13 protein-coding genes are annotated in these 14,410 nt (G+C 57.5%); 5 read left to right on the top strand and 8 right to left on the bottom strand.

Annotated features, from left to right (window positions below; translation table 11 throughout):
• Window positions 1–38 precede the first annotated feature (38 nt).
• The gene (gene pilM / locus QMG15_RS11350; RefSeq protein WP_281788689.1) at window positions 39–1,238 is read right to left on the bottom strand and encodes a pilus assembly protein PilM; all 1,200 of its coding nucleotides are present in this window, start codon (window positions 1,236–1,238) and stop codon (window positions 39–41) included.
• A 234-nt stretch (window positions 1,239–1,472) separates the two neighbouring features.
• On the opposite strand from pilM, the gene QMG15_RS11355 reads away from it, so the two are divergent.
• Window positions 1,473–3,734 (top strand): penicillin-binding protein 1A, encoded by a 2,262-nt coding sequence (locus QMG15_RS11355; protein WP_281790133.1) that lies wholly within the window; start codon window positions 1,473–1,475, stop codon window positions 3,732–3,734.
• 41 nt (window positions 3,735–3,775) lie between these two features.
• Here QMG15_RS11355 and cyaY read toward each other — a convergent pair whose 3' ends face one another.
• A complete protein-coding gene (cyaY, locus tag QMG15_RS11360) occupies window positions 3,776–4,105 on the bottom strand; it encodes an iron donor protein CyaY (protein ID WP_281790134.1) in 330 nt (109 codons plus the stop codon).
• 13 nt (window positions 4,106–4,118) lie between these two features.
• Between cyaY and QMG15_RS11365 the strand changes: the two genes are divergently transcribed.
• Window positions 4,119–4,370, top strand: a complete 252-nt coding sequence (locus tag QMG15_RS11365) for a lipoprotein (protein ID WP_108358358.1) — start codon at window positions 4,119–4,121, stop codon at window positions 4,368–4,370.
• Window positions 4,371–4,387: 17 nt separating this feature from the next.
• A complete protein-coding gene (gene lysA / locus QMG15_RS11370) occupies window positions 4,388–5,665 on the top strand; it encodes a diaminopimelate decarboxylase (RefSeq protein WP_281788690.1) in 1,278 nt (425 codons plus the stop codon).
• 120 nt (window positions 5,666–5,785) lie between these two features.
• On the opposite strand, the gene QMG15_RS11375 is transcribed toward lysA, so the two are convergent.
• The 3 genes from QMG15_RS11375 to QMG15_RS11385 all read right to left on the bottom strand — a co-directional run bounded on the left by QMG15_RS11375 (window position 5,786) and on the right by QMG15_RS11385 (window position 8,222).
• A complete protein-coding gene (locus tag QMG15_RS11375) occupies window positions 5,786–6,415 on the bottom strand; it encodes a protein-methionine-sulfoxide reductase heme-binding subunit MsrQ (protein ID WP_281790135.1) in 630 nt (209 codons plus the stop codon).
• A 13-nt stretch (window positions 6,416–6,428) separates the two neighbouring features.
• Window positions 6,429–7,451 carry a protein-methionine-sulfoxide reductase catalytic subunit MsrP gene (msrP, locus tag QMG15_RS11380; protein ID WP_281788691.1) on the bottom strand — a complete coding sequence of 341 codons (1,023 nt, stop codon included), beginning with the start codon at window positions 7,449–7,451 and terminating at the stop codon, window positions 6,429–6,431.
• Window positions 7,452–7,595: 144 nt separating this feature from the next.
• Entirely contained in the window at window positions 7,596–8,222 is a 627-nt protein-coding gene (locus QMG15_RS11385) for a c-type cytochrome (protein WP_281788692.1), read from the bottom strand.
• A 228-nt stretch (window positions 8,223–8,450) separates the two neighbouring features.
• Between QMG15_RS11385 and yihA the strand changes: the two genes are divergently transcribed.
• Window positions 8,451–9,053 carry a ribosome biogenesis GTP-binding protein YihA/YsxC gene (yihA, locus tag QMG15_RS11390; RefSeq protein ID WP_108358505.1) on the top strand — a complete coding sequence of 201 codons (603 nt, stop codon included), beginning with the start codon at window positions 8,451–8,453 and terminating at the stop codon, window positions 9,051–9,053.
• On the opposite strand, the gene QMG15_RS11395 is transcribed toward yihA, so the two are convergent.
• Window positions 9,054–9,920 carry a lysophospholipid acyltransferase family protein gene (locus QMG15_RS11395; RefSeq protein ID WP_281788694.1) on the bottom strand — a complete coding sequence of 289 codons (867 nt, stop codon included), beginning with the start codon at window positions 9,918–9,920 and terminating at the stop codon, window positions 9,054–9,056.
• Window positions 9,921–9,923: 3 nt separating this feature from the next.
• On the bottom strand, window positions 9,924–10,790 hold the full coding sequence (locus QMG15_RS11400) for a lysophospholipid acyltransferase family protein (RefSeq protein ID WP_281788695.1): 867 nt from the start codon (window positions 10,788–10,790) through the stop codon (window positions 9,924–9,926).
• Between the two features lie 195 nt (window positions 10,791–10,985).
• On the opposite strand from QMG15_RS11400, the gene metK reads away from it, so the two are divergent.
• Window positions 10,986–12,167 (top strand): methionine adenosyltransferase, encoded by a 1,182-nt coding sequence (gene metK, locus QMG15_RS11405; RefSeq protein ID WP_281788696.1) that lies wholly within the window; start codon window positions 10,986–10,988, stop codon window positions 12,165–12,167.
• A 408-nt stretch (window positions 12,168–12,575) separates the two neighbouring features.
• Here metK and QMG15_RS11410 read toward each other — a convergent pair whose 3' ends face one another.
• Window positions 12,576–14,384 carry an ABC transporter ATP-binding protein/permease gene (locus QMG15_RS11410; RefSeq protein ID WP_281788697.1) on the bottom strand — a complete coding sequence of 603 codons (1,809 nt, stop codon included), beginning with the start codon at window positions 14,382–14,384 and terminating at the stop codon, window positions 12,576–12,578.
• Window positions 14,385–14,410: the final 26 nt, after the last annotated feature.

Consider the following 14,410-nt stretch of genomic DNA (forward strand, 5'->3'; position numbering starts at 1 on the left):
CCAATTCAGTGGCGGCATGGGCATGCGCGGCCACGGCATCACACGCCCACTTTCAAATCGGCTTCGATGCGAAATTGCCAAACTGGCAAACCCGTGGTGGGCACGGCAGATGTGATTTGCAACTGCGGCAGCGCCGGTGCTTGCGCCCAAATATCCAAGGCCGTGAGCTGCGCCACCAACTGCTGCGCATGGGTCGCAGACAGCGCTTCCCCCTGGACCGTCCAGCGCGTGCCTTGCTGCTTCACGCTGGCCACCCACACGCCGTGTGCGGCTTGGCTGAGCACCCGACTCCATTGCAAACTTTGTGACTGCAAGTCTTGACGCGCCTTGAGCCAGCGGGCTTGTTCCGCACGACGCTGTTGTGCGGCTTTGGCCTGCGCATGGGTTTTTTGCGCTGCGTCATAGGCCTGGGCCGAAGCCACCACATCCCCCATCTGCCGATGCTTGGATTCGGCGGCAGAAGACATGACAAGCGCAAAGCCTGCCGCCAAAAATGCGCCCCCCATCGCGCACACAGACACGCCCAAAACCCAAGCACGTCGCAACAGGTGTTTTGACACTGCGCGGTGCGGCAAAAAATTCACCCCCTCGTCACGCCAAGCTCGCAACGCCAAGCCAAAGGCTTCGTCACACTGCCATGCCAAAGCAGCACTGGCCTGAGGCAGCTGGGCCAACGCGTCGCTCAACTGGGTGCGACGTGCGGCATCATGGCGCGGCTCCACCACCTGCAACTTTAAATTCGCCGCATGGGCCACACGTTGCAAGGCATCCACGCGCGCACGAGGGACCGCTTGCACCCAATAACGCGGCTCGCCCGCAGGAGCGGGCTCAGCATCTACCCCGAAGTCGATCGAAATATCAGCGGCGTATTCGGGCAAGACCGACTGAACTTCAGCGAACAACTGAAACGCCACATCGTCTTCAGACAAGCCCTCGGCCAAGGTGACGGTGTGATGCGAAATACAGGCGTCATTTAAGCCCATATAAACGGCCTCGGGCTGGTAGTCGCCAGCCTCCAAATAAGCCTGCAACCAATGTCCCAACTCAAAAGATTGCAAAACCTCGCCCTGCACCACCCAAGCTTCGGGCAAGCTCAGCCACTCGGCGCAGCACACCGTGTCGGGCTGTGCTGGGGAGCCAGTCAACACCACCAAGCTACAAAATTCAGGCCCCACATCCAACCCCACCACACACAAGCGGCGTTGACGTAAGCGAAGCAACCATGACGACCAACGCATGACACATCCTTTGAATCGGGCGGGAATACTTGGCATTTCAACGCGTTGACAAGTGCGTGCGGAGGTGTTTGACTCGGGACTTTTGTGATGAAAGCATGGTTTTTATAATCCTTCCCACTTATGGCGAAAAACCACACCCCTGAAGGTTCGAAAGAACACGCCGCTGCGTCAGCAGCCCCTCGCTCTTTGGCGAGCCAACTCTTGCTGTGGGCCTTCGGCATTGCCGCAGCCATCATGCTCGTGGTGGGCTTGTTGGTCGGCGTTGCGCTGGCCATGGCCTATCCACAGCTGCCCGACATTTCCGACTTGGCCGATTACCGGCCTAAGCTCTCCATGCGGGTGTACTCCGTCGAAGGCACACAGATTGGCGAGTTTGGCGAAGAGCGCCGCAACCTCACCCCATTCAAAGACATCCCCAAGGTGATGAAAGACGCGGTGCTGGCCATTGAAGACGCGCGCTTTTACCAACACGGTGGCGTGGACTACATCGGCCTCATGCGCGCCAGCTTGGCCAACTTAGGCCGCGCCAAGAGTCAAGGCGCGTCCACCATCACCATGCAGGTGGCGCGTAACGTTTACTTGTCGTCAGAGAAAACTTTCACGCGCAAGATTTATGAAATCTTGCTGACCAGCAAGCTCGAGCACATGCTCAGCAAAGACCAGATTTTTGAAATCTATCTGAACCAAATTTATTTGGGCAACCGTGCCTACGGTTTTGCAGCTGCGTCTGAGGCCTACTTTGGCAAGCCGTTGAAAAACATCAGCATTGCCGAAGCGGCCATGTTGGCCGGCCTGCCCAAAGCACCATCGGCTTACAACCCAATTGCCAACCCCAAGCGCGCACGCGCACGCCAGCTCTACATCATTGAGCGCATGGAAGAAAACGGCTTCATCACCAAAGAGCAAGCCGTCGCTGCCAAGCAAGAAGAGTTGAAGATTCGCACCGCCATGAGCAGCCTCAACACACATGCCGACTACGTGGCTGAAATGGCGCGCCAACTGATGTTTGCGCAATACGGCCCTGAGATTTACACACGCGGCTTGAATGTCTACACCACCGTTCGCGCCAGCGACCAACAAGCGGCCTACTTTGCGCTGCGCCGCGGCATCATGGACTTTGAACGCCGCCAACACTATCGCGGCCCTGAGCGCTTCATCAACTTGCCAGAAAAAGCGGCAGAGCTGGAAGATGCAATTGACGACGCCTTGATTGAGCAAGGCGACAAAGGCGACTTGCTGGCCGCCGTGGTGCTGGACGCCACGCCTAAAAAAGTCCGCGTGATGCGCCAAAACAGCGAAGTGCTGGAAATCACAGGCGATGGCCTGCAACCCGTTCAATCCGGCCTGTCTGACAAAGCAGCCCCCAACATCAAGCTGCGCCCAGGCGCGCTGGTGCGCATCACCAAGACCGCCAAAGGCGGCTGGGAAATCACCCAACTGCCCGAAGTCGAAGGTGGGTTTGTGTCCATCGACCCACGCGACGGCGCGATTCACGCACTGGTGGGCGGCTTTGACTTCAACAAGAACAAGTTCAACCACGTGACCCAAGCTTGGCGCCAGCCCGGCTCAAGCTTCAAGCCCTTCATTTATTCGGCAGCCCTAGAAAAAGGCTTCACGCCCATGACGGTGGTGAACGATGCGCCGCTGTTCTTCGACGCCAGCGTCACCGGCGGCCAACCGTGGGAGCCCAAAAACTACGACGGCACTTTTGAAGGCCCCATGACCTTGCGCAAAGGTTTGGCGAAATCGAAAAACATGATTTCGATCCGTGTGCTGCAAGCCGTGGGCGCACAAAACGCGCAAGACTGGATTGCCCAATTTGGCTTTGATGCCGAGAAACACCCGCCCTACTTGACCATGGCGCTGGGCGCTGGCTCGGTCACGCCCATGCAAATGGCGGCGGGTTATTCGGTGTTTGCCAACGGCGGCTACCGCGTGAACCCCTACCTCATCACCAAGGTGACGGACCAAATGGGCAAGACCTTGTCTGAGTTCACACCAACGCCTTTGGATGAATCGGCCCGCGCCATTGATGCACGCAACGCGTTTGTGATGACCAGCTTGTTGCAAGAAGTCACCCGCTCGGGCACAGCGGCACGCGCACAAGCCACCTTGAAGCGCAACGACATTTACGGCAAAACCGGCACCACCAACGACTCCATGGACGCTTGGTTTGCGGGTTACCACCCCACGCTCACAGCCGTCACATGGATTGGTTACGACACCCCACGCAAATTGGGTGACCGCGAAACCGGTGGTGGCTTGAGCTTGCCCGTGTGGATCAGCTACATGCAACACGCTTTGCAAAACGTGCCGATTACCGAACCCACGCCGCCTGCAGGCTTGAGCCATGAAAGCGGCGATTGGGCCTATGCCGAGTTCAGCAAAGGCGGCGGCGTGAGCAGCTTGGGGCTGGACAGCCGTTCGGGCAGCAGCAGCGAACAACTGCCGGCGAACGACGAGAAGAAAAAGATTCTCGATTTGTTCAAGAATTAAAAAAGGGCGCTATCAGCGCCCTTTTTTATCGAACGGTGACCTTACGCGTGAAAGGTAAGCGCCAAACCAGTTTGCACGCTGGCATCTTTGCTGAGACGTGCAAAGAACTCGCCTTGACCTTTGGTGTCGGCCCAGTGCTGGCCATCAAACTTGAAGTGATAGCCGCCCGAACGTGCCGCCAACCACACCTCGTGCAAGGGCTTTTGCAAGTTGATGATGATTTGGCTTTTGTTCTCAAACGTCAGCGTGATCATGCCGCCCACGCGCTGGTTGTCGATGTCAGCCTCGCCGTCATCGTTGATGCGGTCGCAAGCCAATTCAATGGCTTTGAGCAGAAGTTCTGCGCGGTCTAAGAATTCGAGATCGGTCATTACAATTTGCGCCATGGGTATTGAACAAAAGATTCTAGTCACGGGCGCAAGCCTTCGTGCGTGTGTGGCCTCTGCGTTGTGCGCGGCAGCCGCGCTGACGGCCTGTGGACAAAAAGGCAATTTATACATGCCGAATGATCCTGAGTTCCAACAGCGCGCCAAGCTGCCTGACATTGTGCGTCGGCAATTGCCAGGCAACACCACAGCCCCAGCACCCGCTGCCACCTCACCTGCCAGCGCAGCGTCTGCTGCAACTGGCCGTTAATTTTTAAGAGCCGTTTGATGACACACACCACGCTTGCCGGTGCGCCTTTTGTGGCCACACAGAACAACGATTTGTATTTGGAAAGCGTCAAACTCGCTGACCTTGCGCACGCTCACGGCACGCCCTTGTTTGTGTACTCCAAAGCCGCCATGCTCAGCGCCCTCGCGGCTTACCAACGTGGTTTTGCAGGTCGCAACGCGCGCATTTGCTACGCCATGAAGGCCAATTCGTCTTTGGCCGTGCTGCAAGTATTTGCACAAGCGGGCTGCGGCTTTGACATCGTGTCAGGCGGCGAGCTGGACCGCGTGATCGCGGCAGGCGGCGATGTCTCTAAAGTCATCTTTTCGGGCGTAGGCAAAACACGTGCCGAAATGCGTAAAGCTTTGGAAGCAGGCATTGCCTGCTTCAACGTCGAAAGCGAAGCTGAACTCGAAGTGCTCAGCGACGTGGCGCAGAGCATGGGCAAACGCGCCCCCATCAGCATTCGCGTCAACCCCAACGTGGATGCCAAAACCCACCCCTACATTTCAACGGGACTCAAAGGCAACAAGTTTGGCGTGGCCCACGAACGTGCCTTGGCCACTTACCAGCGCGCAGCCAGCCTGCCCGGCTTGCAAGTGACGGGCATTGATTGCCACATCGGTTCGCAAATCACCGAGTCCACGCCTTACCTGGATGCGATGGACCGTGTGCTGGACCTCGTGCAAGCCATTGAAGCCGCAGGCATTGCCATTCACCACATCGACTTTGGTGGTGGCCTAGGCATCAACTACAACGGTGACACGCCACCTGCCGCTGATGCGCTGTGGGCGCAGCTGTTGGCCAAGCTCGATGCACGCGGTTACGGCCAGCGCCAGCTGATGATTGAACCCGGCCGCTCACTCGTGGGCAATGCGGGTGTGTGTTTGACAGAGGTGTTGTATCTGAAGCCCGGCGAGCAAAAAAACTTTTGCATCGTTGACGCCGCAATGAACGACCTGCCCCGCCCTGCCATGTACGAAGCCTTCCACCAAATCGTGCCGGTGTCTGCACGTGCAGGTGAGGCCGTGACGTATGACGTGGTGGGCCCTGTGTGCGAAAGCGGCGATTGGTTGGGCCGTGACCGTCAACTGGCCGTGCAGTCGGGCGACTTGCTGGCGGTGTTGTCTACGGGCGCGTATTGCATGGCGATGTCTAGCAACTACAACACGCGTGGACGGGCGGCTGAGATTTTGGTGGACGGTGACAAGGCGCATGTCATTCGTCGCCGTGAGACTGTGGCTGATCAGATGGCTTGCGAGTCGTTGGTTCGTTAAGTTTTTGACTGCTCGCGTGAATCTGTTCGTAAACTCGAATCCGATGTGGCTACGGGGGTGCGGCCCCTGACGATTTCTGGTACGCCAGCATGAGGAAGGGGCCGCACCCCCGTAGCCACATCAGCGAGTGAAGCCAACCGAGCGAGCCAAGTATTGCCACATAGAAGAGCGGAAAACACGCCAAGCAAGCAAAACAAACAGCACCGAGGCATAAACAAATACCTCAGCAAAGTTGTTCTTCCCCGCCCGCATCCAAAAGAAGTGCAACACCGCCAACATAGCCACGACATAAACAAGACGGTGCAACCACTGCCAACGCTTCGCACCCAACCCCCGAATCGCGCGGTTGAACGAGGTCAATGCCAACGGCGTGAGCAACACAAAAGCGCTGAAACCAACCAAGATGAATGGCCGCTTGGCAATGTCGAGGGCAATCTCGGGCCATTCAAACCCCATGTCCAGCCAGCTGTAGCACAGCAAATGCAGCACCACATAAAAGTAGGTGAACAAGCCGAACATGCGCCGCAGTTTGGCCAGTTCGGGCAAGCCCAACATCACACGCAACGGCGTCACGGCCAGCGTCACGCACAGCAGGCGCAACGTCCAGTCACCCGTGGCGCGAATCACAGACTCAGCGGGGTTGGCACCCAACGCGTCGTTGGCAGCGCCCCACACCAGCCACACAAACGGCAAGCTGCACAGCAGCCACAACGCAGGCTTCGCACTGCGGTGCTTCAAAGCATGGCGCAACGCAACGACCACGTCAGTACAGCTTTTTCAAATCCATGCCTGCGTAGAGCTGACCCACTTGGGCTTCGTAGCCGTTGAACATCAAGGTCTTACGCTTTTTCGCAAACAAGCCATCTTCGCCAATGCGGCGCTCGCTGGCTTGGCTCCACCGGGGGTGGTCCACATTCGGGTTCACGTTGGAATAGAAACCGTATTCTTGCGGCGCTGAGCGGCCCCAGGAGTTGACGGGTTGCTTTTCAACAAAGCGAATCTTCACCAAGCTCTTGGCGCTCTTGAAACCATATTTCCATGGCACCACCAAGCGCACAGGCGCACCGTTTTGATTGGGCAGCACTTCGCCGTACATACCAAAGCTCAGCAACGTGAGCGGATGCATGGCCTCGTCCATGCGCAGGCCTTCCACATAGGGCCAATCGAGCACGCGCGAGCGCACGCCGGGCATGGTCTTGGGGTCGGCCTGGGTGATGAACTCCACATACTTGGCGCTGCCCAAAGGCTCCACACGTTTGATGAGTTCGGCCAGCGAATAACCCACCCACGGCACCACCATCGACCAGCCTTCCACGCAACGCAAGCGGTAAATGCGCTCTTCCATGGGGCTGAGTTTGAGCAAGGCGTCTAGGTCGAAACGACCCGGCTTTTTGACAAGCCCTTCAATTTCGACCGTCCAGGGCTTGGTCTGCAAGGTGTGCGCGTATTTGGCGGGGTCTGCTTTGTCGGTGCCGAATTCGTAAAAGTTGTTGTAGCTGCTGGCATCGGCGTACGGCGTCGCTTTTTCCATCGTGTTGGCGCCGCTCACGCGACTCACGGCCCCCGTCAAGGGCGCTAATTTTCCAGGGCGTGCGATGGCTTCGCTCGGCGCTTGCGCCACGGCATCACGGGAAGCCCAAGCAGCCAAAGACACGCCCGCAGCACCTGCCGCCACCTGCCTCAACCAATCGCGACGTTGCATGTACATCTGCTGCGGCGTGATTTCACTGCCCAAGGGGTGCACAAAACCAGAATCACTGGCGCGGCTAAATAGATGGCGATGCATGCGGGGCTCTCTTTCCAGATGTGGGTTCACATTGTGAATCGAAGCTTGCTTTCATGCTCAACACCTCCGACAAAGGCTTTTCTGCGGGGCATAAAAAAAGCTGGCTTAAGGCCAGCTTTTTTGGGAAGCGATGAAACGCTCAGATCAACGCAAACCAGCGATGTAGTCAGACACCGCTTTGATTTCGCGGTCGTTCATCTTGGCAGCAACGCCTGTCATTTGGGCGCTGTTCTTACGCACGCCATCGCGGAAGGCGACCAACTGCGCCACCGCATAGTCGGCGTGTTGGCCTGACAAACGTGGGTATTGAGAAGGAATACCAGCGCCAGTGGGCGTGTGGCAACCGGCACAAGCAGCGATTTGACGGTCAGCAATGCCACCGCGATAGATGCGCTCACCCAACACCACCAAGTCTTTTTCTTTGGCGAAGTTAGGCTTAGATTCTTTCGAGCCCACCCAAGCGGACACGTTTTTCATGTCGGCGTCAGACAAGCCTGCTGCCATGCCGCTCATGATGGCGTTGGCGCGTTTGCCGGATTTGAATTCTTGCAATTGCTTGACCAAATAGTCAGGGTGTTGCTGCGCCAACTTGGGGTAAGCAGGCGAACCGGAGTTACCGTCTGCACCGTGGCAAGACGCGCAAATCGCGGTGTAAGTGGCTTCACCTTTGGCCAAATCGGCTTTGGCAGCAGGGGCTGCTGGCTCGGCGGCATTGGAAAGGGCGGGGGCTGCCATGGCGGCAGCAATCAGCAAAGAGGCAATCAGCTTCATAAGTGTTCTTTGGTTAATGGGTCTCAAAGACGTCGAAAAACTGAGGTGATTCTACAATGCTGCATGAACCAGCCAGACCCACACGACACCCCCGCCCAAATTGACACGCCTGAGGTGCCCGAAATCGCGGTTTTGAACGCTGAACTTGAGGCCCAAAGAGACGCCGAACGCGCCGCCGCCAAAGCGACCTTTGAGGCGCTAAGCCCCACCGATCAAGCCAAATACGCCATGGGCTGGTTGCATACGGCCCGGTTCTTGACTACCGCGGCCCAGTTGCACCACTTGCCCGTCTACGACTTGCCTGAAATTGCCTTTGTGGGCCGTTCCAACGCGGGTAAATCGACGTGCATCAACGTGCTGACCCAGCAAAAACGCTTGGCCTACGCCTCCAAAACGCCCGGCCGCACCCAGCACATCAACTTATTCGCCATGGGCCGCCAAGGCAAAACCGATGCCGTGCTGGCCGACTTGCCCGGTTACGGCTACGCCGCTGTGCCCAAGCAAGACAAGATTCGCTGGCAACAAGTGATGGCGAACTATTTACTCACCCGCCCCAACCTGCGTGCGGTGGTGCTGATGTGTGACCCACGCCACGGATTGACCGAGCTGGACGAAATTTTGTTGGACGTGATTCGCCCACGCGTGGAAGAAGGCCTGAAGTTTTTGGTGCTGCTCACCAAGGCAGACAAACTGAACAAAACCGATGGAGCGAAGGCCCTGCAAATCACCAAGCTGCAAGCGGGTGGCGGTGAAGTGCGTTTGTTCTCAGCGCTGAAAAAACAAGGGGTGGACGAAGTCGCCGCCACCTTGTACAAGTGGATGCACCCTTAATCAATAGAGTTCAGGCGCGCCCGGTGGGCGTGTCTTGAAGCGCTTGTGCACCCAGAAGTATTGAGCGGGCATGGTGTTGATGAACACCACCAAGCGCTGATTCATGGTGGCCGTATCGGCCTCAGCGTCATCGGTAGGGAAATCGCACCACGCCGGATGCACCACCACTTCATAACCCGCATCCGTCATCCGCGTGATGACAGGCACCACACGGGCACGGCCCAATTTGGCGAAGCGTGAGAGCGACGGCACAGTGGCCGCTGGCTCGCCATAAAACGGCACAAAGATGGACTCGCTCGGGCCAAAGTTCATGTCAGGCAATAAGTACAGCAACTCGTTTTGACGCAAGGCAGCCACGATCGGTTTGACGCCATCTTCGCGGCGAAACAATCGAACGTGACCAAAGCGCTGACGACCTTTGGCCACCCACGCATCCACCGCCGCGTTCGATTGCGGCGTGAAGATGGTCGTGAAACGCAAAGGCAAGTTGAGCGTGAGCGCTGTCCACCCCACATCCAAGCCCATGAAATGCGGCGCGAACAACACCGTGGGCTTGGCTTCTGACAAAGCGGCCACTTCGCCCGACAGCTGCACGCGCGATTGGATGCACGCCGCGCTGCGGTGCCACAGCCAGCTGCGGTCCAACCATGCTTGCGCGAAATACACAAAGGTTTGGTGCGTGAGCGCATCACGCTCGGCATCGCTCAAATGCGGGAAACACACACGCAAATTGGTATGCACCACGCGGCGGCGCGATGGAATCACCACCATCAACAAAACGCCCAAGCCTGCCCCTAAGGCACGCAACCACGACAAGGGCAAATAACCCAACGCGCGCAGCAGTAACAAACCTAATTTGCTGAACATGGTTTAGCCCTCTGCCCGCGGTTGTTTGTCGCGTGCATAGCCCCACAGGTATTGACCGGGCGCATCCAGCACCATGCGTTCCACACCGCGGTTGACCGCCGCTGCAGCCACCTCGGGCGGCACGCTGGCGTTTTTCATTTCGGGCGCATCAAAGGGTCGCATGTGCATGCAAAAACCTTGACCAGCAGGCAAACGCTCACACCACGTCATGATGACTTCAGCACCGGTTTGTTGCGCCAACTTCGCCAGCAAGGTCATGGTGTACACATCGCGACCAAAGAATGGCGCCCACACGCCCTGACCCAAGGGCGGCACTTGGTCGGGCAAGATGGCCGTGTAGCCGCCATTGCGCAACGTGCGAATGAGGGTGCGTACACCGGCCAGTGATGTAGGCGCGGAATCTAAATACGGACGCGTACGCGCATTGGCCACCAAGGGCTCCAGCCATGCTTTGCGGGCGGGGCGGAACAGCGCCACCATCGGCCCGTAGTTGGGACCAAATTTTTCAGCAATGGCTTGTGCACCAATCTCCCATGCCCCCAAATGCGGCGACATGATGATGACGCCTTTGCCCACTTGCATGGCCGCTTCGAAATGCTCTGAACCATCCCACGTCACCAAACCATCCAGCTTGGCACTGTGCGGACGCATCCACACCCAAGGCAGCTCAGCCACCATCGCGCCAATGGCGGCCACGGCAGGACGCGCCTGACGCCAGGCCACACCAGCGGCTTGTACATTGGCCTTGAAATTGCGGCGATAGCTGGGCGACAACCACCACACCAACCACCCCAACACAGCGCCTACCCGCTGCATCAAGGGCAGGGGCATACGGGCAAGGAAATGAAAAAGACGCGTGGTGGCAGACATGTGCTTTTAATGAGTTTGACAAAAATCCATTAGAATTCCGATTGTCGCTGAGTTACAGAACAACTTGCAGGGCGACAACACACCACGGTGTGAGAGTGAGGGCAAAGCCCAAACCACTGCTAAAGCGTTCGCTGGGCTCCAAGTTTTCAGGGTCGGCAACGCCGAACAACCCACTGAAAACAAGGAGCTTTTTTCATGTCTAGCAATTACCTCTTCACCTCTGAATCTGTTTCAGAAGGCCACCCAGACAAAGTGGCAGACCAAATCTCTGACGCAATTTTGGACGCCATCTTCGAGCAAGACCCACTTTCACGTGTGGCTGCCGAAACCCTGACCAACACCGGTTTGGTTGTCTTGGCTGGTGAGATCACCACCAACGCGCATGTCGACTACATCCAAGTCGCACGCGACACCATCAAGCGCATCGGCTACGACAACACCGACTACGGCATCGACTACAAAGGTTGCGCTGTGATGGTGTGTTACGACAAGCAATCCAACGACATCGCCCAAGGCGTGGACCATGCGTCTGACGACCACCTCAACATCGGCGCGGGCGACCAAGGCCTGATGTTTGGCTACGCTTGCAGCGAAACGCCTGAGTTGATGCCAGCTCCTATTTACTACGCCCACCGTTTGGTCGAGCGCCAAGCCCAGTTGCGCAAAGACGGCCGCCTGCCTTTCTTGCGTCCCGACGCCAAGAGCCAAGTGACCATGCGTTATGTGGACGGCAAGCCTCACAGCATTGACACCGTGGTGTTGTCGACCCAACACAGCCCCGACCAAAGCGAGTCAGCCACCAAGATGAAGGCCAGCTTCAATGAAGCCATCATTGAAGAGATCATCAAACCCGTGTTGCCCAAAGAGTGGTTGCAAGACACCAAGTATTTGATCAACCCCACAGGCCGTTTCGTCATCGGTGGCCCTCAAGGCGATTGCGGCTTGACTGGTCGCAAGATCATTGTGGACACCTACGGCGGCGCATGCCCTCACGGCGGTGGCGCGTTCTCAGGCAAAGACCCATCGAAGGTCGACCGCTCTGCTGCTTACGCTGCACGCTACGTGGCAAAAAACATCGTGGCGGCTGGTTTGGCCAAGCAATGCCAAGTGCAAGTGGCTTACGCGATTGGCGTGGCACGCCCCATGAACATCACCGTGAACACCGCAGGTACAGGTGTGATTTCTGACGACAAGTTGTCAGCATTGGTGGCTGAGCACTTTGACTTGCGCCCCAAAGGCATCATTCAAATGCTCGACTTGTTGCGCCCGATTTACACCAAGACTGCGGCTTACGGCCACTTTGGTCGTGAAGAGCCTGAGTTCACTTGGGAAAGAACCGATAAAGCTGCGGCACTTCGTGCAGCAGCCGGTCTGTAAGACCGCCTCGCGCAAGCGAGGTATCGGTTCTTGGGCGAAGCTCATATCGCTTGCGATGTGAGCGGAGACCAGAAGTCGTGTTGAAGGGCTTCTCGTTTTTACGGGAAGCCCTTTTTCTTTGGCCTCGGGAGATGCGAGTTGGGGTAGGCAGACGCGGCTTACATCGCTTCGCGACGAATGGCGCCGCATCTGCCTACCCCAACCCGCATGTTGTTGTTCTAACCACCTTCAGCGATGCACACGTTCAATTGCGTGTCACCGCTTGCTCGCCAAAAGAAGCTTGGGTGGCGTACCCCAATAAGGCGCCATTCGTCGCGAAGCGATGTAAGCCGTTTGGGGTGCGCCACCCAAGCTTCGCCTCAGCTAGAAACGCACAAAACCAAGAACGAAACCGCAACGACAGAAGAATCAAACTTCCGAAGACTGCTGTAACGCCCACATCTGCGCATACCGCCCATTCAGCGCCAACAACTCCGAGTGCGAACCCCGCTCCATAATGCGCCCCGCGTCCAACACCAAAATCTCATGCGCATCGACAACGGTCGACAAACGGTGCGCAATCACCAAGGTGGTTTTGTTCTGCGCGGCACTTTGCAACTCAGCCTGAATGGCACGCTCATTGGCACTGTCCAACGCCGAAGTGGCTTCGTCAAAAATCACAATCGGCGGGTTCTTCAACAGGGTACGGGCAATCGCCACACGTTGCTTTTCACCCCCCGACAACTTCAGGCCGCGCTCCCCCACCATCGTGTCGTAGCCTTTGGGTGTGGCCGCGATGAAGTCGTGAATGTGTGCGGCGCGTGCGGCCTGCACCACCTCAGCTTCGGTCGCGTCGGTGCGGCCGTAAGCGATGTTGTAGCGCACGGTGTCGTTGAACAACACGGTGTCTTGCGGCACGATGCCCATGGCTCGGCGCACGCTGCCTTGCGTGACGTGGCGAATGTCTTGGCCGTTGATGGTGATCGCGCCCGAGCCCACGTCGTAAAAACGAAACAGCAAGCGCGCCAAGGTGGACTTGCCCGAGCCCGAAGGGCCCACCACTGCCACCGTTTTGCCCGCAGGAATCTCGAAGCTGATGCCATGCAAGATGGGCCGCGTGGGTTCATACGCAAACACCACGGATTCAAACTTCACTGTCGGCGGGCCACTCAATTCAAGCGCCGAAGCATGGGGCGCATCCGCCACTTCGCGCTCTTTTTCGAGCAGCGTGAACATGCGATCCAAGTCCGTCAAACTTTGTTTGATTTCACGGTACAGCACGCCCAAAAAGTTGAGCGGAATGTAGAGCTGAATCATGAAGGCGTTGATCATCACCAAATCACCCAAGGTCATGCGACCGTCCACCACGCCTTGCGTGGCGCGCCACAACATACCCACCAAGGCCACGGCGATGATGAGTTGCTGCCCCGTGTTGAGCAACGACAACGACGTTTGTGCTTTCAGACGCGCACGGCGCAAGGCCTCCAAGCTCTTGTCATAGCGCGAAGCCTCGAAGGCTTCGTTGTTGAAGTATTTGACGGTTTCGTAATTGAGCAGCGAGTCCACGGCCTTGGTGTGGGCGGCAGAATCAAACTCGTTGGCTTGACGGCGGTACTGGGTGCGCCACTCGGTCACACTGATGGTGAACACGATGTACAGCGCCAGCGCAGCCAGCGTGATGCCCGCAAACCACACATCAAACTTCACGGCCAAGATGCTGAGCACCAAAGCGACCTCGATCAGCGTGGGCACCACGCTGTAGAGCGAATACGAAATGAGCGATTCAATGCCGCGCACACCGCGCTCGATGTCGCGCGTCATGCCACCGGTTTGACGCTCCAAATGAAAACGCAAACTCAAAGCATGCAAGTGCTGAAACGTTTCCAGTGCAATTTGCCGCGCAGCACCTTGGGTGGCTTTGGCAAACACCAACTCACGCAGCTCGGTGAAGGCAGACACCGACAAACGCAGCACGCCGTACACCACCAACAAAGACACAGGCACCACGATGACCGCCATCGGGTCATTGGGCTTGAACGACATGGCGTCAATCAACTCTTTGAGAAGCAAGGGCACGCTCACGTTGGCCAACTTAGCCCCCACCATGAAGGTCAACGCGGCGACGACTCGCCATTTGTATTGCCACAAATACGGGAAGAGGCGTTTCAGGGTTTCGCTGTCGGGGCGTTGCTTAACGTGTTGCCCAGCGGGGGCAGAAGAATGGGCGTGATGACGCATGTTGCACAATGCCAAAAAGTAATTCT

The sequence above is a fragment of the Limnohabitans sp. INBF002 genome, assembly GCF_027924905.1.
Lineage (GTDB): Bacteria > Pseudomonadota > Gammaproteobacteria > Burkholderiales > Burkholderiaceae_C > Limnohabitans.